Genomic DNA, 17,857 nt, shown 5'->3' with positions numbered 1-17,857 from the left:
GTCTGTTGAACGAGCGGCTGCGCTTCGTCGATCCGACCGCGCTGATGCACCTCTCGCGCGGCCTGACCTTCAACCCGCTTCGCTCCGCCGAGGTTCTGGACGATGTCCTCGCCGCGTTCGACGAGAAGAACGGCTACGTCTCGGACGTGCAGGCCTGGGTCCGCGGGGGCGGCCTGCAAAACGGCCCGTGCCCGACCTTGCCATCGGGCCGCATCGTTGCCGACGTCACCGAGACAATGAACGCGGAGCGCAAGGTGCTCCACGCGGCCGCGATCCTGAAGTTAGAACGGGAGGCCGGGATCGCGCCGGGCGTGTTTCTCAGCATGGTCTCCCCAACGCTCGACGTGGGGATGCGCGTCGAGCTGCCGATGCGCGCCCTGCTCAAGGGCAATCTGCCGCTTGAGGGGACCTACACGGTATACCTCCACGTGCTCATGACGAGCGATGGCAGAGACCTCGTCTACTACGGCATCACGAAGCGGGGTTGGAGCCTGCGCTTCCAGGAACACACCCGTTCTGCCATCAGCCGGGAGTCTCACCGCCTGTTCGCGCGGACGCTAAGGGACCTGACGGCCGCCCGCGCGCGGGAACTTCACGGCGTGCTCGACGAGCGTCCAAAGCTCCGCGGCCTGATAACGACCATCTGCGCGACGGGTCTGTGCCATGGCGAGGCGCTCGACGTCGAAGAGGCCATGGTCGAGAAGTACAGCCTTGCTTCGAAGCATGCTAACGGCCTGAATATGATACCAGGCGGCGCCGCCGGTCTGCGCGCGGCGCAACGATTCAAAGGGACGCACTGATGTCGCGCGCCCCAAGTCTGCCCGCGCCCGTGATCACCGCAACCTGGCGGCGGCGCTGCCGTTCAGCATTTCGGCCGCCGCTTGGGCCGATTTACTCGGCTAAGCGAGGTCAGCGGCGATCTTGGTGTTCGTCTCGACCACACGACTGGCCGCTAGGAAGTGACACCGTTTCATCAGAGGCGGCGTGGTGCGGCGGCCCACGATACGGAATTTATGGCGAACGACCCTCTGATGGGCCATAGCGTCGGGATGATCGAAGATGACATCGCCGCGCTCGTGGCCGACTATTACCAGAAGCCGCACTCCGGAGTGTTGATGCTTTCCAACGTCGGGGCTCTGCTCTCAAAGGTCGACAAATGGCCGCTTGCCGACGACGATACACGTACCCTGACTCAGATCGTGGAGGGCACGCCGGGCGTCAGGCTCATTCGCGATCCTAGCGCGACGTCCTTTATCGCGGTCGTTTTGAATGGCGACGAACACCTTGCGGAAGCAGCGATCGCGCAACGCAAGACCCGCTACTTCCTTCGCGGTCTGCCGCGGGCGTTGATTCTAGCCTTTTGCCTGGAAGTCGCGGCCGGCCAGGATATGTACCTGCGCCTCGAGCCAAGCGTGAGCTACCAAGCCGGACCAGACGCAGGCCAGGAAGGTTTCATTCTGGTCGACGAGGACCTCAGGCTTCCTGGTCTCCCGGTAGATGACATGGCGGCGCTAGGCGGTGAGGATGTAGCAGCGCTCGAGACCAATATAAGGACATGGTGCGATCGACACGGTATCGTAGCAGAAACGCTTGGCAAGAAGCGCACGCGGTCGCCGACTGCTCCGGTGCTGCCGGTCGAAAAGCGAACTTCTTCGGCGCTTGAGCGTCTTTATGCCGCTCAGTCGCAAGAACTTGCCGATCGCTTGATCGTACCGATAGATATCGCGCTGATGTTGAGTCGACTGCCCTGATGGCGAAGAAGGACAGGCGGCGGCACCTGGTGCAGCCGCGCGGACCGCAGCAGCTGTACGTGATTGCCGGGTTGCCGTTGGCTACCGTCAGGGGCGCCTCTGAATGGCTTCGCGCCAATGTGAAAGACGCGATCGTCCAAGCCATTCCGTCATCGAGCGATGACGGCCCGCTATATCCTGAGGCTCTTGTCGGTCAGATCGTACGTTCAGTAGGAAGCTTCGCAATTCGGCGACGTACCAAGGGTCCGGAGCGTCCAGCGACGCCTGCAACGATCACGCTTCTGTATGTCCCGGCGTCCGACGACGAACGGTTGCTCGCCGCCTTTGATTTTGCGGTGATGGTCGCCCCACTGACCAGTCTTGTCAGCCGTGACGACAAAGCGCGGCAACGTCGGCACATTCTTAGTGCGATTGAGCAGGAACTGGCCGACGCAAGCGACGCTGCAGGCGCGGTGCGCCAAGGTCTTTACGAGGTTGTTCAACGTCTGGGTCGGCAAGCGGACAACGAGGCAATGCTTCTTCCGCCACGGAACTTCGCCGTCGGCGACCACGATCTCGTTCCTGCTTTTCGTGCGTTCCGGCTTAACGAGCGCGCTTGGACCGATCGGCTGCCTGATCTCGGTCCAACGGACCTTACCCACGACGACATTGCGCGCATACCTGCCAAACGGACCCGGCGCGTATTCGTTGACAGCCGGGGGATGGCCTTTCTGATCGCACATCAAACTGCGTATGACGGCCCACCGCGTGAGGCTGAAAACAACGAAGATATCGACGAGCTGCTTAGTACATTGCGATCATTGTACAGGTTTGGCGGCGCTCTGGCTCCCGGACTGCACCATGACGCACAGCGCAGCGACGGCTCGGTTTTAGACGGAGCGATTTTTCATTGTGATCGAGACGGGCGCGTTAGTGCCAATGGCGACTATGCCAACATCTATCCGAATGACTACGTACGGGTTCATAAGAAGACAAAGGTGGAATAGATAATACGCCGACACCGAATTGGTGTACGGCGCTATTATCCAATTTTCACCCTATCGCCCATCAGCCGGTCGAGGATCCTAGAGAGGATCATCGTCCCGTTTCAGCCGTAACCGAAACGGGAGGTCCTTTCGGACCAGCGGGTCTTGAAGCCGAAGCTCCAGCGCTTTTTCCTAATTGCCATTAAGATCCGCGCGATGCCCATAGGGGCATTAGATATGCCCTTAATGGCGCCTAACGAGAAAATGTCAACATAAAAGGCCCTGACTAGCAAGGGCAGCGCTGCTACCGCCTTAGCGCGGCGCAACCGTCGAGATAATCGGTAATGCAGCAAACCGACACTGCCGACCTCGTCGCCTACCATTATTCGAACCTATACGAATCGCCAATTCACAACGAAGTTGGCGGCTTTGGCCGGCGGACCCGCTGAGGCATCCGCTCGACGTCAAGTAACAAACCCTGTTCGTCATTCCTGACGTCGAGGATCTCTCCAAGGCTTTCGCCAAACCCTAGAACGAAGAACGTCATGGCGTATGTGCCAAGAGAGACGGTGGGATCGCCTTTCTCCAGCTTGAGATAGGTGCTCTTGGCTACACAGATCCGTTCGGCCATCATGACCACCGTGAGGCTGCGCTTCTTCCGCGCCAGCGCGATATCGGCGCCAAGCTTGGTCAAACTGCGCCTTACGCGAGATGGAAGAATATCAACGACAGCCGACCGCATTTAATGTCTCATATAATGGCCCATAGGGACGATAGGGGACGTTATATACGACCTTACGCGAGAGTTGAATATGGCGGAGTCCGAGGAGGCATCAGGAATTCCACAGTACAAATCGCACAGGTTAGTTCGTGCGACATCAACAGACACGGCAATCTGTCACGAAGCGCCTACCGTAGTTACTGCCCTCCCGCCGACAGCGCCACGAAGTGGGGTACGTGCAAGTCGCACGGCGCAAAGCTATATCGCATCTATACCCATCAGACCGCGCAACCTTCACGAGGTAGAATGAAGGCCCTAGACGCCCTGAAGGCTGCACCGCCTGAGGTGCGCGCAGCAGCGCTTGCCGTCCTCGATCAGGTGTCGGCGCCCTTGACCAAGCGACAACTCGCCAGCGCCCTTCGCGCGCATGGCATCGGGCTGCTCGATGCCAAACGCATGGCGCGAGCCCTGCGCAAACTCGATATCATCGCGGTCGCCCCTCGCGGCCCTTGAAGCTCAAGCATTGTGAGCTTCGGACTGGCACGGAAGCGCCCTGTCAGGCTACATTCGAAATTGCGCCAAGAACCAGACGCGAGAAGGTAGACGATCATGACGGAAGCGACCTGGGGCGAAAGCGCCAAGACCCCCGAGATCAATTGGCGGATGAGCGCGTCGCTCGAAAACGTCCCGCGCGGCGATAACGACGTCGCTGAAGTCACCAACCTCGAGCGGGCAGTTCGTGATTGGCGGGAGCTGGACCCCCAGCATCAAGCTGCGGCCGTCCTGACGGTTGAGCATCCCGTCCAGATCGACGGCGCTGCCAGCACGACCTTTGCCGGACAAGGCATTGCGGCCCTGGCGGACCATCTGCCTGCTTCCAGTCCGACCGCGGAGTAAGCTCGAATGGCCAACCCAAGCGTCCTTTTCGAGATGGGGGACTATTACTGGGTTGCCGAACGCGAGAGCGTCGGCTTCACAGGTACCACTAATTTGGGGTTGGTGGAGTTCCTCATCACCAGCGAGGCCTTGACGCAGCTCCTCGATCCCGATCGCGATACACTCGATTCGGAAACGGCCCACGAGGTCTTCATCGAGTTCGAGAGCGACATTCACCGCATAGCACAGCGCGAGTTCGTCAAGCGGCTCGGCGGGGAGCCCCCGATCCTACTGACCGCGGCCGACGTAGAGGGCTGAAGCGAAGCAGAGGGGCAACGTCAGCCGGATCGATCCATGGCATCCGACGGGCACATCACTCCCGGGTGCCTCAGCCGACGATGCGGGCGGGACTCTTTCTCACTGATCCAGCACTTCCTCATATCGGCCTGCGCGGCGCAGCTGACGGACAATGCCGTTGAACGCGGCGGTCACCCCCTGCGCCCTGCCAATCTCATTTTCCTGGCGCGCCGCATCCCAATAAAGCTCGAGCGGCCAACGCTCCGGGCAATGCGGAAGGAGGCAACGCAGCGCCAAGCGAACCTCTACGCCGTCCACGCGCGCGTCCGAGCAGCGGGCGACGCCGCTCCGCAGGATATGGACCGATAGCGCGATGACGACGCGCTGGTGGCGAGCGAGCTTTGCCATCGCTCAACGAAAGTCATGCAATTTGAAGCGGACGGCGTCCTCGGGATCCATGCCCTCAGCGTGCGGCGGCCAGTAGCAGTTCCGCGGCTCCGGCTTCCAACCCGGGTCACCCCGGTCAGGCGATCCGGCATGCTTGGCCCCGTCGCCGCGGCCGGTCCGATGGGGGAACGACATCTCGCCCACACGGTGCAGCAGGTCACCATGGTCGATGATCCGGTCGCAGATGACGTGGATCACCTCACCCTCTTTCTGCACCCTGCCCTTCATGCCGATCATCGACGCGGACATGATCGTGCGGCGTTGCCGCTCGAACCGATCCGGCCACAGAATACCGTTGGCGATCCCGGTTTCGTCCTCGATCGTAATGAACAGCACGCCCTTGCCGGAGCCGGGCTTTTGGCGGACCAGAATGATCCCGGCGACCTCGACGTGCCGGCCATCCCAAATGTTCGCGAGTTCCGCGCATTTGGTCACGCCACGCCTGGCCAGCTCACCCCGAACGAACGTCAGCGGATGCGCCCGCAGCGACAGCTGAAGCGAGCGATAATCCTCGATTACCTCGCGCCCGTCCGTCAACGCACGGAGAGCGACGGACGGTTCGATCCCTTCGGCGCTGATCGCCGCCATCGGCCAGGATCGTCAGCCGGTCGCGGACCGCATCCGCGATCGGCGGCAACGCGCGCGCGGTCGAGGGAACGCCGTCGAGCTGGCGCCCGCCATGGTTGGACACGACGATCCCGTCCGCGCCCAGCGACGCCGCCGCGCGTGCATCCTCGACGTCGAGAATGCCCTTGATGATCAGCGGGCCATCTCAACGGTCGCGAATGAATTCGAGATCCTGCCACGACACGGTCGGATCGAAATTGTCGCGCATCCACGCGAAGAAATCCTCCAGCCCGGTGTTCTTGCCGAGCACCGGCGCGACGTTGCCGAGCTGGTGCGGACGCCCCCGCACGCCGACGTCATACGCCCAGCGCGGCCGCCGCAACGCCTGCAGCATCCGCCGCGCGCCGCCGAGCAACCCGGACGCGCCCGCCAGCCCCGAGCGATAGTCGCGGTAGCGCGAGCCCGGCACCGGCATGTCGACTGAACACCAGCGCGGAACAACGCGCCGCCTTCGCCTGCGCGAGCAGCGACCGCATGAACCCCCGATCGCGGATCATGTAGAGCTGGAACCAGAGCGGCTGCGCCGTCGCCGCGGCAACCTCGGCGATCGGACAGGCGGAGACGGTCGACAGGCAGAACGGCACCCCCGCGGTCTGCGCGGCGCGCGCAGCCTGGACTTCGCCGCGCCGCGCGTTGAGCCCCGCCAGCCCGATCGGCGCGAGCGCGACCGGCAGGCGCTGGGGACGGCCGAACAGGGTCGTCGTCAGGTCTAGCGTCGAGACATCGGTCAGCACGCGCTGGCGCAGCGCGATATCTTCGAGATCGGCGACGTTCCGGCGCAGCGTCACTTCGCCGTAACTGCCGCCATCGATATATTCGAACAGGAAATGCGGCAGCCTGCGCCGTGCAAGATCGCGATAGTCGAGCGCCGATGCTGCCTTCAAGATGCCGTCCTTCGCGTGTCGCCCCTGAGGCAGCGGGTCGCTGGAGCCCGAGGCAAGCGCCACCGTCTACCAGCAGAGTCGCCCGCGCGACAGGGCGTGCACGACGATCCTGACCGGGCCGTGCCCCGCCGCATCCGCCGCGACACCGGTCGCGTTCGGCGCGCAATGGCGCGACCAGCGACTGCCGCCGCCAGCGCCGACGTCGAGACGCCTGCCATCGGGTGGATCAGCGGCACAGTCAGCCCGAGCCGGTCTGAGATCCTTTGCAAGTCCGTCCATCGTCAGTCCCTCCGCCGATGGCTGCGGAAGCGCCGCGTGGTGATGGTTGCCGCACGAGGTTCGTCCGCTTGCCGTAACGATCACGACCTCCTAGCGTCCGGCCCGGGCACCAAGGGGAAAATCGATGCGCACCGGAATTCTGTTGCCGTTTGCAGCGCTGCTATCGACCGCGGCGTTCGCCCAATCGACCGCGACGCGAGTTGTGCCAGATCCGGACGCACCGAAAGGACGGCTTTCCGATGCCGCGGTGCCAAAGGCCTATCGCCTGGACCTGACGATCCTCCCCGAAAGCGACGGCTTCGATGGCCATGACGAGATCGACGTCATCCTGAAGGACCGCACGACCAGGCTCTATCTCCACGGTCGCGATCTTGCCGTTTCGAAGATCTTTGCCCGGGTCGGCAAGACGATCGTCCCCGCGACCTTCACCCAGGTCGATGCGACGGGGACCGCGCGGCTCGATTTCGCCAGCGCCGTCCCCAAGGGTGCAGCGACGCTGGTGTTCGCGTATCGCGGCAAATTCGGCGACGATGCGTCGGGTCTGCACCACGTCAAGGTTGCCGATCGCTGGTACAGCTGGACTCAGTTCGAGAGCATCGATGCCCGCGCGGCGTTCCCCGCGTTCGACGAGCCGGGGTTCAAGCAGCCGTTCACGGTGACGGTCACCACCCATCCGGGGATGACGGTCGTCAGCAACAGCCCCCAGACCGGCATCGTCAAGGGCGGCAATGGTCTCGAGACGCATCGGTTCGCCCCCACCAAACCGCTGCCGACCTATCTCGTCGCGATCGACACCGGCCCCTTCGTCCGACAGTCGGGCACGATCGCGCCGACCCCGGAACGCGCGCACGCCATGCCGTTCGGCGCGGTCGCGACCCAGGCGCAGAAGGACAAGATGGGGTATGTGATGGCGGAAACGCCACGCATCGTGAGCCTGCTCGAGAACTATTTCGGCCAGCCGTTCCCGTTCCCCAAACTGGACCAGATCGGCTCGCCGATCATGCCCGGCGCGATGGAGAATGCGGGTGCCGATACCTATGGCGACGGGATCATCTTCCTGGACCGCAACGCCACCACCAGCGACAAGCAGGCGTTCGGCATGGTCGTCAGCCACGAACTCGCGCACCAATGGTTCGGCGATCTGGTTTCGCCGGCATGGTGGAGCGACATCTGGCTCAACGAAAGCTTCGCCAACTGGATGGGCTATCGCATCGGCAACGAATGGCGCCCCGAGCTCGGGATCGGGGTCGGCGCGCTTGCCGAAGGGTTTGGCGCGATGAACACCGATGCTCTGGAAGTCGGCCGCCCGATCCATCAGCCGATCACCGAAAACAGCCAGATCGACGGTGCCTTCGACAGCATCACCTATGGCAAGGGCGGACAGGTCGTCGCGATGATCGCGGCCTATCTCGGCGACGACCGGTTCAAGGCCGGCGTACGGCTCCATCTGCAGCGCCATGCCTATGGCAATGCCACGTCCGAACAGTTCTTCCAGTCGATCGCCGATGCCGCGCACGACCCCAAGGTGCTCGCCGCGCTGACGAGTTTCGTCGATCAGCAGGGTGTGCCGGTCATCGACGTGCGCCGTGACGGCGGCAAGTTCACCGCCACCCAGGCGCGCTACGCCTTCCTCGGCTCGAACCCGCCACCGCTCCGCTGGACGATCCCCTTCTGCGTCCGCGTCGACACCAGCAAACAGTGCACGCTGCTCGATGCGAAGACCACGACGGTGACCGTATCCGATGGGCGCGTGCTGATGCCGAACGTCGGTGGCACCGGCTATTACCGCTTCGATCTGTCGCCGGCGGACTGGCAGGCGCTGATCGCGACGGCTGCCACGCTGTCGCCCGGCGAAGCGGTTGCGACCACGGACAGCCTGTGGGCATCGTTCCGGGCCGGAAAGGCCCCCGCGGCGTGGCTGATCGCCGAAGCGCGCGCAATGGCGGCGAACCCGGATGCGGCGGCGAGCATCGGCCCGGGCGAGCGGATCGCCGGGTGGCGATCGCGCGGGCTGATCGCGCCGGCATCGCTGCCGGCATACCGGTCGCTGATGGCGTCGATCTACACGCCGCAATTGACCAGGCTCGGCTTCGATCCGGCGGTCGGTGCCCATGCGACCGACGATCCCGGACGGCAGGACCTGCGCCACAAGCTCATCGGACTGGTCGCCGACGACGCCCGCGATCCCGCCGTACGCGCGAAGCTGGCGAGTGCCGCCAACCGTTTCCTGGGCGGCGACACTGCCGCGCTCGACCCGGGTTTTCTGGCCAACGGTCTGACGGTGCTGGCGCAGGACGGCGGCCTGCCGGTCGTCCGGACGCTGATCGAGCGCGCGCTGGCGAGCGAGGACGCGACGGTGCGATCGAGCGCGCTGGCGGCGGCGGCGGCGAGCGGCCATGCCGATGTCGCCACCTATCTGTTGACGCTCGACGACAAGCGCCTGCGCGGTTTCGACCGGCTGCAATTGATCTTCGGTGTCGTCGGCACGGTCGAAACGCGCGATCTCGGGACCGACTGGGTGCTGGCCAATTATGACCAGCTCATTGCGGGTGCGAACGGCGTCTTCATCACGAGCCGGTTGCCATCGGCCTTCGTGACGCAATGCGGTGCCGATCGCGCCGCTAGGATCGACGCCAAGGTCGGTCCCGCCGTCCGAAAGGCGAATGTCGGGCTGCTGGCCTATCAGCGGGCGCTGGAGGCGATCCGGCTGTGCGGCACGCTGCGGATCGCGAAGGAAGCCGAGATCGCGGCGGCAGTGGCCAAGCCGGCCTAGCCGCCGGGCCGGGTCGGCGTTCCGCCAGGTTCTTCGCGACGGTCGGGAACAAGAGACGGGGCGGGGCTGGCACCCGCGCCCGTCGCTGCCTGCGCGGCGGCGTCTAGCCGGGCCGCCCGGGGAGATCGTGCGATGTCGCTGCCGCCAGCATCGGCCGGAACGACAGTTCCGGGGCGAGGCGGGATATGTGGACCGGGCCGTCGGTGACACGCCAGTCGCGATTGATGGCCATGGACATGAACGCAGCAGGGTCGAACCCCCCGGCCGTATCCGCCATGATGTCCTTGATGCGCTTGAAGGGGATGGCACCGTCCTGCATGTCATGCTCGACGGCCTGCGCCTGGGCGGCGTCATAGGGGCGCATCGCCAGATCCCGCAGCGTCCGGCCACGGGAATCGATCATCAGATACCCGATCCCGCGCGGCTGCAGATATGCGATCGCGGCCAGCGCCTTGGCGAGCGTGCGCTGCCGGAACATGGTGAAGACGGGCTTGACCTCGACGACGATGAGCCTGCCGTCCGTACCCAGCACGACCGCATCGGGATAATAGCGTCTCGCCCGGCCGCCGTCCGAATAATCGATCGCGATCGGCTGCTCCTGATACGCCTGGACGTCGTCCGACGCTTCGAGCCATTGATAGACCGAGAATTCCATCCCCGATTCGCACTCGACCATGCGCCGGAGCTTCCGGCTCTGGAACGTCAGGGCGTGTCGCCCACCCCCCTCGCCGGTCGAGCGTCGGGCGGTCGCCATGTCGTCGGGCAACGTCCCGAAGCGTTCGAACCGTCCGTTCAGCACTGCCTTTGCGGTCGCATCGGACCAGCGATCCAGCTGCCATCGGCCGAAGACGGTCGGGTCACGACAGGCGTCCCGGGCTGCCGCCTCCGCGCTGTGGCGCAACCGCGCGGTATCGCCCGATGCGCCCGCCGCCAGCATCAGCATGACGGTCAGCTGCTGCGCCGCGGCCAACCGATCGTTCACCAGCCTGACGACCGTGCGCGCCGCCTGGTCGGGCTGCGTCCAGTCTGCGTCGCGGGATACGTCCGCCAGCACCGCGCGCAGCCGCGCGGCGCTTGCGATCCGCCTGGGCAGCGCGGCCGCAATATTCCGGAACGCGCGATTGCGACGCTGCCGGATCCGCTCCCTGCTCACGCCCAGGTCGTCGCCGACCTGTTGCAGGGTCAGGCGTTCGCCATCGCCATCGAGGCCGAGCAGGGTGCGGGCGATATGGCGGTCCTGGACGTCGGGAACGCAGGCGGCGACGATACCGCCAAAAGCGTCGCGCAGGCGATCGGGCAACGGATCGTCGGCGGGAAGGTCGGCATCGCGCGGCGCAGCCGGCACGACCGTTTCCAGGAGCATCGCGTCCAGCCTGTCATAGGCCAGCGCCACCGCTGCGACCGCGCGTCGCGGCGGCGCTGCACGATGCGATTGCGCCTTCAGGCGGTTGAGCGCTTCGATCAGGCGGTCGATCCCGTCCGACAAGGCCGCCGTCGGCGCACCCGCGGTTGCGCGCGCCGGAGGCTCGCCATCGCCGCCGTCGGGGCTCGCGGCAGGGTCCGGTTCCACCAATCCGAGCCGATGCAATCGCGCTCGGATCGCGCCATCGCCGCGTGCGTGCCGCTGCGCAAGCGCGCTGACCGAGGCACCGGCGTGAAAGCCCGCGACCAGCCGCGCGTCCTCGGGCGGAGACCAGGCTTTCCCGTGGCGCGGTGCCGTTTCTGCCATTCGCAATGCCGCCCGTCGTTATCGATATACGGAAAGCTACATTTTTTCAGGGCTTTGACACAAGCAACCGGTAGGCATGCCCGGCGTGCCGCCTGCTAACGATTCGTCAGAGCGGCAGACCGACGTAATTTTCCGCAACCGAAGTCTGCATCGCGATCGATCCCGCGAGATAATCCAGTTCGGCGGATTGCATGCGGTGCTCGAACGGGCCGTCCTCGGGGAAGCGGTGCATCAGCTTGGTCAGGAACCAGCTGAAGCGCTCCGCCTTCCAGATCCGCGCGAGCGCCTTGGCCTGATAACCGTCGAGCCCGCTATCGTCGGCGCAGCGGTAATGCGCGATTATCGCCCGGCTGAGATAGGCGACGTCGGACGCGGCGAGGTTGAGCCCCTTGGCCCCGGTCGGCGGGACGATATGCGCCGAATCCCCGGCGAGGAACAACCGGCCGTGGCGCATCGTCTCGAACACATAGGAGCGCAGCGGCGCGATCGACATTTCGAGCGCGCGCCCGCGCGTCACCGGCCCGGCGGCGAGCGGCGCGAAGCGTTCCTCGAGCTCGTCCCACAAGCGCGCTTCGGGCCATTGCTCGATCCGGTCGGTCAGCGGGACCTGGATATAGTAACGGCTCCGCGTCGGCGAGCGCATCGAGGCGAGCGCGAAGCCCTTGGGGCCGTTGGCGTAGATCAGTTCGGGATGGCACGGCGGGACGTCGGCGAGGATGCCGAGCCAGCCGAACGGATAGACGCGCTCGAACTCGCGCCGCTCCGCCGCCGGGATCGCCTTGCGCGAGGGGCCGTGGAAGCCGTCGCAGCCGGCGATGAAATCGGCCTCGATCCGCTGCTCCACGCCGTCGACGCCGAAGGTCACCGCCGCCCGGTCGCCGGTCAGATCATGCAGCGCGACATCGGTCGCGCCATAGACGATCTCGATCCCGCGCGCGGGTGCCGCATCCATCAGGTCGCGCGTCACCTCGGTCTGGCCGTAGACCGTGACGCGCTTGCCGGTCAGCGCGGCGATGTCGATGCGGATCAGATGCTCGCCATCGGCGAGGTTGAAGCCGTCCTCGACCATCCCCTCGGCAGCGAGCCGCGCGCCGAGGCCGAGCTGGTGGAGCAGATCGGTCGTCCCGCGTTCGAGCACCCCGGCCCTGATCCGCCCGAGCACGTAATCGGGCGTCTGCCGCTCGATCACGATCACGTCGATCCCCTCGGCGCGGAGCAGATGCGCGAGCAGCAGCCCGGCGGGCCCCGCGCCGATCACGGCGACCTGGGTGCGGCGCGTGCTCATGACGCGGCGAGCTGGCGTTCGAGCTGGTCGAGGATGCGGTAGCACGGCATGACCTGCGCGACGCTCGAATTGGGCGCGCGCCCCTCGCGGATCGCCGCGACGAATTCGCGGTCCTGCAGCTCGATCCCGTTACTCGACACCGCCACGCCCGACAGGTCGATCGGCTCCTCGCGGCCCGTCACGAGATCGTCGTAGCGCGCGATCCAGGTGCCGTTGTCGCAAATGTAGCGGAAGAAGGTGCCGAGCGGCCCGTCATTGTTGAAGCTCAGCGACAGCGTGCAGATCGCGCCGCTCTCGGCCTTGAGCTGGATCGACATGTCCATCGCGATGCCGAGTTCGGGATGGAGCGGCCCGGCGATCGCATTGGCCTGGACGATCGGCCCGGCCTGATAGGCGAACAGGTCGACGGTGTGCGCGGCGTGGTGCCAGAGCAGGTGATCGGTCCAGCTGCGCGCCTCGCCCTTGGCGTTGATGTTCTTGCGGCGGAAGAAATAGGTCTGCACGTCCATCTGCTGGACCGACAGGTCGCCCGCGACGATCTTGTCGTGGATATATTGGTGCGACGGGTTGAAGCGCCGCGTATGCCCGACCATCGCGACGAGGCCGGTCTCCTCGGCCTTCGCCAGCACCACTTCGCCATCGGCGAGGCTGTCGCACAAAGGGATCTCGACCTGGACATGCTTGCCCGCCGCCATGCACTGGATCGCCTGTTCGGCGTGGAGCTGCGTCGGAGTCGCCAGGATCACCGCGTCAAGCCCGGGCTGTTCGAGCGCTTCGGTCAGCTCGGTGCAGGCATGCTGCACGCCATATTTGGCGGCGACCGCCTGGGTCGGCTCCAGGCGGCGGCCGACGATTGAAACGACCTCGACTCCGTCGATCTTCTGCAGGGCGTCGAGATGCTTTTCCCCGAAAGCGCCGGCACCGGCGAGGGCGATCTTCATGGCAATGGCTCCAGAACGATGTGGCCGACGGCGGTGTTCGACGCCGGCACGTGATAATGACGGTGCAATTCGCGCACCTTCGGCCCCAGCGCGCCGCGCATGATGAGCCACATGACGAGTTCGATCCCCTCGCTGCCCGCTTCGCGCAGATAGTCGATGTGCGGCATGTGCCGCAGCGCCTCGGGATCGGCGGTGAGCTTGTCGAGGAAGGCGGTGTCCCATGCCTTGTTGATCAGCCCGGCGCGCGGCCCCTGGAGCTGGTGGCTCATGCCCCCCGTGCCCCAGATCTGCACGTTGAGATCCTCGGGATAACTCGCCACCGCCCGCGCGATCGCCTCACCGAGCAGCCAGCAGCGGTTGCCCGAGGGCGGCGGATAGGTGACGACATTGACCGCGATCGGCACGACCTTGACCGGCCAGGCGTCGACCTGCCCGAACATCAGCGACATCGGCACGGTCAGCCCGTGGTCGACCGCCATCGCGTTGATGATCGTCATGTCGAATTCGTCGAGGATGCAGCTCTGCGCAATATGCCAGGCGAGATCGGCATGGCCCTGCACTTCCGGCACCGGGCGCGGGCCCCAGCCCTCGTCGGCGATCGGGAAGCTGTCGGCGCAGCCGATCGCGAAGGTCGGGATGAAGGTCATGTCGAACGCCGAGGCGTGGTCGTTATAGACCAGGATCACGACGTCGGGCCTGGTGTCGCGCTCATATGCCCTCGCAAACTCGTACCCGGCGAAGACCGGCTGCCAATAGGCCTCGTCGGCCTTGCCGTTGTCGAGCGCGGCGCCGACCGCGGGGATGTGGCTGGTGGTGATGCCGGCGGTGATGCGGGCCATGTCAGTTCTCCGCCGTCGGCGCGTTGGGGATTTCGGCGGCGATCTCGGCCACCTCGGCGAGCGCCGCTTGCTCGGCATGCGAGCGCAACCCTTCGGGCGAGCGCCCGCCGCCGAGCATCATCGCGGCATATTCTTCCTGGGTCATGCCGGTCATCGTGCCGGCGGCATATTGGAAGCTCTTGCCGTCGGTGGAGAAGATCTTCGCCAGGAAATAGATGTTGCCGCCCGCGTCGAGCATCGCATTGTAATCGCGCGCCAGCACCGCCGCCTTTTGCGCGTCGGTCAGCGGCCAGCCGTCGAGATAGGCGCGCTCGTCGTCCTTGAAACGTTCACGGTTTCCGGCCTGCATCAGGCTGAACGCGAACTGGTTGAGGTGAAAGCCCGTGCGCGCCCGCGCGGCGGTGTAGACGCGCGTGCCGGGGATCGTCTCGAGCTCCGCCAGATAGGCGTGAATGTCACGTGGCGCCGTCATGCCCTTGCCTCCTCGGCGGCGATCAGGCGGCGGATGATCTGCCGCGCCCGCGTGCCACCCTCGTCGATATTATACGCGTTGAGCCTGAGATCGGGGTTGCGCGCGATTGCGCGCTGCTGCGCCTCGAGGATTTCCTTGTCCTCCAGGAACACCCCGCCCTGCGCGCGCTTGAACCGCGCGGTGAAGCCCGGATCGTCGATGTCGAAGCTGCGCGCCATCCCCCAGAAATAATGCATCGTGCCGTCATGCTCGGGGGTCATGCAATCGACCACCATCCCGCGAACGCCCTGGTCATGGCTTTCGAGCGTCGCGCCCGCGCCGACCGGTGCCACGCCGACGTCGATCATCACCGACGAGGGCGCGAGAAATTCGCAGATCTGCCAGCGGTCGACCGGTCCCGGCTGCTTGAGCGCACCGCGCCAGAAGGGCGGCGCATCGACCCCGGGCATCCAGCGCGCGACATAGGCGCGGTCACCCTCGACCCTGGTCTGGAGCGGCGCTTCCATCAGTTCGGGCTGGCCGATCGAACCGGAATGGACGTGCGTCTCGTGTGTCAGGTCCATCAGATTGTCGATCATCAGCCGGTAATCGGCCTCGACGTGATAATAGCCACCGTCGAAGGTCCAGCCCGGCGTCGAGCATGGCCAGAGATCGGGGATCAGCGCTTCGTCGGCGCGGGCCTTGTCGCCCACCCACAGCCACACGAAGCGATGCTTCTCGACCACGACATAGGTTTCGGCGCAGACGCGCGTGTTCACCCGGTCGGTCTTGAGCGGCATCTCCTCGGCGACGCCATCCGGCCCGAGCTTCAGGCCGTGATATTTGCAGCGGATCGAATCACCTTCGCGGATCCCCATCGACAGCGGCAGCAGCCGGTGCGGACAGGCGTCGCGCATCGCGACCACCTGCCGGTCGAGCCTGCGATAGAGCATCACCGGCACGCCGCAGATGGTGCGGGCGAGCGGCGTGTGGTCGATCTCGCTGTCCCAGCCGGCGACGTACCAGGCGTTGGTGACCCAATTGCTCACAGCCCGCGCTCCTTCAATCTGGCGTCGAGCCGCGGGAAGACGCGGCGCGCATTCCCCTCGAAGATCGCCGCGCGCGCCGCCTTGGGAATGGCGAGCGCGTCGACATAGCGCTTGGTGTCGTCGAAATACTGCCCGGTCTGCGGGTCGATCCCGCGCACGGCGCCGACCATCTCGCTGCCGAACAGGATATTCTTGCTGTCGATCACCTCGGCCAGCAGGTTCACGCCGGGCTGGTGGTAGACGCAGGTGTCGAAGAACACGTTGTTCATGACGTGCGTCGCCAGATCGGGCTGCTTGAGCATGTCGGCGAGCCCGCGATAGCGCCCCCAATGGTAGGGCACGGCGCCGCCGCCATGCGGGATGATGAAACGCAGCGAGGGGAAATCGCGGAACAGGTCGCCCTGGATCAGCTGCATGAAGGCGATCGTGTCGGCGGCGATGTAATAGGCGCCGGTCGCATGCATCGCCGGATTGCACGATCCCGAGACGTGGATCATCGCGGGCACGTCGAGCTCGACCATCTTCTCGTAGAAGGGATACCAGAAGCGGTCGGTCAGTGGCGGCGCGGTGAAGTGCCCGCCGCCGGGATCGGGGTTGAGGTTGCAGCCGATGAAGCCAAGCTCGGTAACGCAGCGCTCGAGCTCGGCGATCGAGCCGGCCATGTCGGCCTGCGGGTTCTGCGGCAGCATGCAGACGCCGACGAAGGTCTCGGGATAGAGATCGCAGACGCGCGCGATCAGGTCGTTCGACACCTGCGCCCATTGCCGCGCGATGCTCTCGTCGCCGACATGCGGCGCCATGGTCGAGGCGCGCGGGCTGAAGATCGTCATGTCGGCGCCGCGCTCGCGGATCAGCTTGAGCTGGTTCGCCTCGATCGTCGCGCGGATCTCGTCGTCGCCGATCGCGGGGTAGGCCGGGACCGGGGTGCCCGCCTTGAACGCCGCGGTCTGCGCGGCGCGCCACGCGTCATGCTGCGGCGGGGCCGTGGTGTAATGGCCATGGCAGTCGATCACGAGGGTCATGCAGCACATCCGACAGCAGGAGAAAGCCGCGCATTGAGCAGCGCGAGCGTGGATTCGAGGGTATCGGTGGGGGCCACGCCGAGCGCGCCGATCGCGCGCTGACGCTCGGTGGTGGCGCGCGCCATCGCCGAGCCGGTGCCGAGCGTGTCGAGCGTCTTGACGACCTCTTCCATTTCCTCGGCGCGGCGGCCGCCATGGACGATCATCCGTTCGAGATTATAGGCACCGCGCTCCGCCCAGGGCCGCGCGCGTTCGCTCGCGTCGAGCGAGGCGAGCACGTCTTCGCGCACCCCCGCCGCTTCGGCGGCGAGCAGGCATTCGGCGGTGAGTGCCTCGAGCCCCTTGACCATCACCGAGCGGATCATCTTGATCGCACTCGCCGCACCGATGCTGGCGCCGACGATGCGGACGTTGGTGAAGCCGATCGCGGTGAGCGCGGCGGCGCCCGCTGCGGCATGCGGACCCGCCACGAGCAGCGGCACCTTGCGGCCGAGCGGATGGACCGGCGCCATCACCGCGACATCGACATAACGGCCGCCGGCCTGCTCGATCGCCTGCGCGGCGTGGCGCTTGGTTTCGGGGGCGACCGAGTTGAGATCGCAGAACAGCGCGCCGGGCGCGATCGACAGCGCGGTTTCCTCGGCCGCGGCGCGCGCCTGGTCGGCAGTGACGAGCGACAGGATCACCGCCTTGCCCGCGACCGCCGCGCGATTGGTCATCGCCGCCTGCACCCGCGCCGCTGCGAAATCGGCCAGCTTGCCGGCGCGAGTCGCCGGATCGGCCAGCTTGCGATCATAGCCCGACGCCGCAAGGCTGTCGGCGAATGCCATCGCCGCCTCTCCGAAACCGATGAAACTGGGATTTTGCGTCACCATGTGGCGACGGTGGCAAAGCCCGGCAGGCCCCGCCAATCACAATTGC

Annotated in this window: 18 protein-coding genes and 2 pseudogenes; 7 read left to right on the top strand and 13 right to left on the bottom strand. The window is 65.7% G+C overall.

Features of this window, described 5'->3' with window-relative positions; all coding sequences use genetic code 11:
- The first annotated feature begins 5 nt into the window (after nucleotides 1-5).
- From ABIC16_RS19620 to ABIC16_RS19610, 3 genes are all read left to right on the top strand, one after another.
- On the top strand, nucleotides 6-800 hold the full coding sequence (locus tag ABIC16_RS19620) for a hypothetical protein (protein WP_354292538.1): 795 nt from the start codon (nucleotides 6-8) through the stop codon (nucleotides 798-800).
- A gap of 249 nt (nucleotides 801-1,049) precedes the next feature.
- Complete coding sequence (locus ABIC16_RS19615) at nucleotides 1,050-1,751, top strand: hypothetical protein (RefSeq protein ID WP_354292537.1); 702 nt, start codon at nucleotides 1,050-1,052, stop codon at nucleotides 1,749-1,751.
- Complete coding sequence (locus ABIC16_RS19610; protein ID WP_354292536.1) at nucleotides 1,751-2,737, top strand: hypothetical protein; 987 nt, start codon at nucleotides 1,751-1,753, stop codon at nucleotides 2,735-2,737. The genes ABIC16_RS19615 and ABIC16_RS19610 overlap by 1 nt, the downstream gene beginning before the upstream one ends.
- Before the next feature lie 388 nt (nucleotides 2,738-3,125).
- On the opposite strand, the gene ABIC16_RS19605 is transcribed toward ABIC16_RS19610, so the two are convergent.
- Complete coding sequence (locus ABIC16_RS19605; RefSeq protein WP_354292535.1) at nucleotides 3,126-3,410, bottom strand: helix-turn-helix domain-containing protein; 285 nt, start codon at nucleotides 3,408-3,410, stop codon at nucleotides 3,126-3,128.
- Nucleotides 3,411-3,743: 333 nt separating this feature from the next.
- Between ABIC16_RS19605 and ABIC16_RS19600 the strand changes: the two genes are divergently transcribed.
- From ABIC16_RS19600 to ABIC16_RS19590, 3 genes are all read left to right on the top strand, one after another.
- On the top strand, nucleotides 3,744-3,950 hold the full coding sequence (locus ABIC16_RS19600; RefSeq protein ID WP_354292534.1) for a hypothetical protein: 207 nt from the start codon (nucleotides 3,744-3,746) through the stop codon (nucleotides 3,948-3,950).
- A 96-nt stretch (nucleotides 3,951-4,046) separates the two neighbouring features.
- A complete protein-coding gene (locus tag ABIC16_RS19595; RefSeq protein ID WP_354292533.1) occupies nucleotides 4,047-4,334 on the top strand; it encodes a hypothetical protein in 288 nt (95 codons plus the stop codon).
- 6 nt (nucleotides 4,335-4,340) lie between these two features.
- Nucleotides 4,341-4,631, top strand: a complete 291-nt coding sequence (locus ABIC16_RS19590) for a DUF1488 family protein (protein WP_354292532.1) — start codon at nucleotides 4,341-4,343, stop codon at nucleotides 4,629-4,631.
- Nucleotides 4,632-4,730: 99 nt separating this feature from the next.
- Here the strand turns inward: ABIC16_RS19590 and ABIC16_RS19585 are convergent, their stop codons facing one another.
- From ABIC16_RS19585 to ABIC16_RS19570, 4 genes and pseudogenes are all read right to left on the bottom strand, one after another.
- Entirely contained in the window at nucleotides 4,731-5,018 is a 288-nt protein-coding gene (locus ABIC16_RS19585; RefSeq protein WP_056626057.1) for a hypothetical protein, read from the bottom strand.
- 3 nt (nucleotides 5,019-5,021) lie between these two features.
- Nucleotides 5,022-5,633, bottom strand: a pseudogene (locus tag ABIC16_RS19580) (OB-fold nucleic acid binding domain-containing protein); the annotation flags it as partial.
- Nucleotides 5,634-5,637: 4 nt separating this feature from the next.
- Nucleotides 5,638-6,568 (bottom strand): annotated as a pseudogene (locus ABIC16_RS19575) (L-lactate dehydrogenase); the annotation flags it as partial.
- A 66-nt stretch (nucleotides 6,569-6,634) separates the two neighbouring features.
- Nucleotides 6,635-6,931, bottom strand: a complete 297-nt coding sequence (locus tag ABIC16_RS19570) for a hypothetical protein (protein ID WP_354292531.1) — start codon at nucleotides 6,929-6,931, stop codon at nucleotides 6,635-6,637.
- A 40-nt stretch (nucleotides 6,932-6,971) separates the two neighbouring features.
- Here ABIC16_RS19570 and ABIC16_RS19565 point away from each other — a divergent pair, with 40 nt between their 5' ends.
- A complete protein-coding gene (locus ABIC16_RS19565; protein ID WP_354292530.1) occupies nucleotides 6,972-9,620 on the top strand; it encodes a M1 family metallopeptidase in 2,649 nt (882 codons plus the stop codon).
- A gap of 103 nt (nucleotides 9,621-9,723) precedes the next feature.
- On the opposite strand, the gene ABIC16_RS19560 is transcribed toward ABIC16_RS19565, so the two are convergent.
- From ABIC16_RS19560 to ABIC16_RS19525, 8 genes are all read right to left on the bottom strand, one after another.
- Entirely contained in the window at nucleotides 9,724-11,349 is a 1,626-nt protein-coding gene (locus ABIC16_RS19560) for a sigma factor-like helix-turn-helix DNA-binding protein (RefSeq protein WP_354292529.1), read from the bottom strand.
- 106 nt (nucleotides 11,350-11,455) lie between these two features.
- Nucleotides 11,456-12,634, bottom strand: coding sequence for a 4-hydroxybenzoate 3-monooxygenase (gene pobA, locus ABIC16_RS19555; protein WP_354292528.1), 1,179 nt, complete (start codon nucleotides 12,632-12,634; stop codon nucleotides 11,456-11,458).
- Entirely contained in the window at nucleotides 12,631-13,575 is a 945-nt protein-coding gene (locus tag ABIC16_RS19550; protein ID WP_354292527.1) for a Gfo/Idh/MocA family oxidoreductase, read from the bottom strand. The genes pobA and ABIC16_RS19550 overlap by 4 nt, the downstream gene beginning before the upstream one ends.
- Nucleotides 13,572-14,414 (bottom strand): class III extradiol dioxygenase subunit beta, encoded by an 843-nt coding sequence (locus ABIC16_RS19545; protein WP_354292526.1) that lies wholly within the window; start codon nucleotides 14,412-14,414, stop codon nucleotides 13,572-13,574. Before ABIC16_RS19545 ends, ABIC16_RS19550 begins: the two co-directional genes overlap by 4 nt.
- Nucleotide 14,415: 1 nt before the next feature.
- Nucleotides 14,416-14,886 (bottom strand): protocatechuate 4,5-dioxygenase subunit alpha, encoded by a 471-nt coding sequence (gene ligA, locus ABIC16_RS19540; protein WP_354292525.1) that lies wholly within the window; start codon nucleotides 14,884-14,886, stop codon nucleotides 14,416-14,418.
- Nucleotides 14,883-15,914, bottom strand: coding sequence for a Rieske 2Fe-2S domain-containing protein (locus ABIC16_RS19535; protein ID WP_354292524.1), 1,032 nt, complete (start codon nucleotides 15,912-15,914; stop codon nucleotides 14,883-14,885). The genes ligA and ABIC16_RS19535 overlap by 4 nt, the downstream gene beginning before the upstream one ends.
- A complete protein-coding gene (locus ABIC16_RS19530; protein ID WP_354292523.1) occupies nucleotides 15,911-16,936 on the bottom strand; it encodes an amidohydrolase family protein in 1,026 nt (341 codons plus the stop codon). Before ABIC16_RS19530 ends, ABIC16_RS19535 begins: the two co-directional genes overlap by 4 nt.
- Nucleotides 16,933-17,808 carry an NAD(P)-dependent oxidoreductase gene (locus ABIC16_RS19525; protein WP_354292588.1) on the bottom strand — a complete coding sequence of 292 codons (876 nt, stop codon included), beginning with the start codon at nucleotides 17,806-17,808 and terminating at the stop codon, nucleotides 16,933-16,935. The genes ABIC16_RS19530 and ABIC16_RS19525 overlap by 4 nt, the downstream gene beginning before the upstream one ends.
- Nucleotides 17,809-17,857: the final 49 nt, after the last annotated feature.

Source organism: Sphingomonas sp. PvP055, from assembly GCF_040546365.1.
GTDB classification, from domain to species: domain Bacteria; phylum Pseudomonadota; class Alphaproteobacteria; order Sphingomonadales; family Sphingomonadaceae; genus Sphingomonas; species Sphingomonas echinoides_A.
The sequence above is the reverse complement of the archived record's forward strand: the minus strand, read 5'-3'. Positions and strand labels throughout refer to the sequence as shown.

Coding starts and splice junctions, on each gene's coding strand:
- ABIC16_RS19615 (WP_354292537.1), top strand. CDS start 1,050: ATGATCGAAGATGACATCGCCGCGCTCGTGGCCGACTATTACCAGAAG.
- ABIC16_RS19610 (WP_354292536.1), top strand. CDS start 1,751: ATGGCGAAGAAGGACAGGCGGCGGCACCTGGTGCAGCCGCGCGGACCG.
- ABIC16_RS19600 (WP_354292534.1), top strand. CDS start 3,744: ATGAAGGCCCTAGACGCCCTGAAGGCTGCACCGCCTGAGGTGCGCGCA.
- ABIC16_RS19595 (WP_354292533.1), top strand. CDS start 4,047: ATGACGGAAGCGACCTGGGGCGAAAGCGCCAAGACCCCCGAGATCAAT.
- ABIC16_RS19590 (WP_354292532.1), top strand. CDS start 4,341: ATGGCCAACCCAAGCGTCCTTTTCGAGATGGGGGACTATTACTGGGTT.
- ABIC16_RS19585 (WP_056626057.1), bottom strand. CDS start 5,018: ATGGCAAAGCTCGCTCGCCACCAGCGCGTCGTCATCGCGCTATCGGTC.
- ABIC16_RS19565 (WP_354292530.1), top strand. CDS start 6,972: ATGCGCACCGGAATTCTGTTGCCGTTTGCAGCGCTGCTATCGACCGCG.
- ABIC16_RS19560 (WP_354292529.1), bottom strand. CDS start 11,349: ATGGCAGAAACGGCACCGCGCCACGGGAAAGCCTGGTCTCCGCCCGAG.
- pobA (WP_354292528.1), bottom strand. CDS start 12,634: ATGAGCACGCGCCGCACCCAGGTCGCCGTGATCGGCGCGGGGCCCGCC.
- ABIC16_RS19550 (WP_354292527.1), bottom strand. CDS start 13,575: ATGAAGATCGCCCTCGCCGGTGCCGGCGCTTTCGGGGAAAAGCATCTC.
- ABIC16_RS19545 (WP_354292526.1), bottom strand. CDS start 14,414: ATGGCCCGCATCACCGCCGGCATCACCACCAGCCACATCCCCGCGGTC.
- ligA (WP_354292525.1), bottom strand. CDS start 14,886: ATGACGGCGCCACGTGACATTCACGCCTATCTGGCGGAGCTCGAGACG.
- ABIC16_RS19530 (WP_354292523.1), bottom strand. CDS start 16,936: ATGACCCTCGTGATCGACTGCCATGGCCATTACACCACGGCCCCGCCG.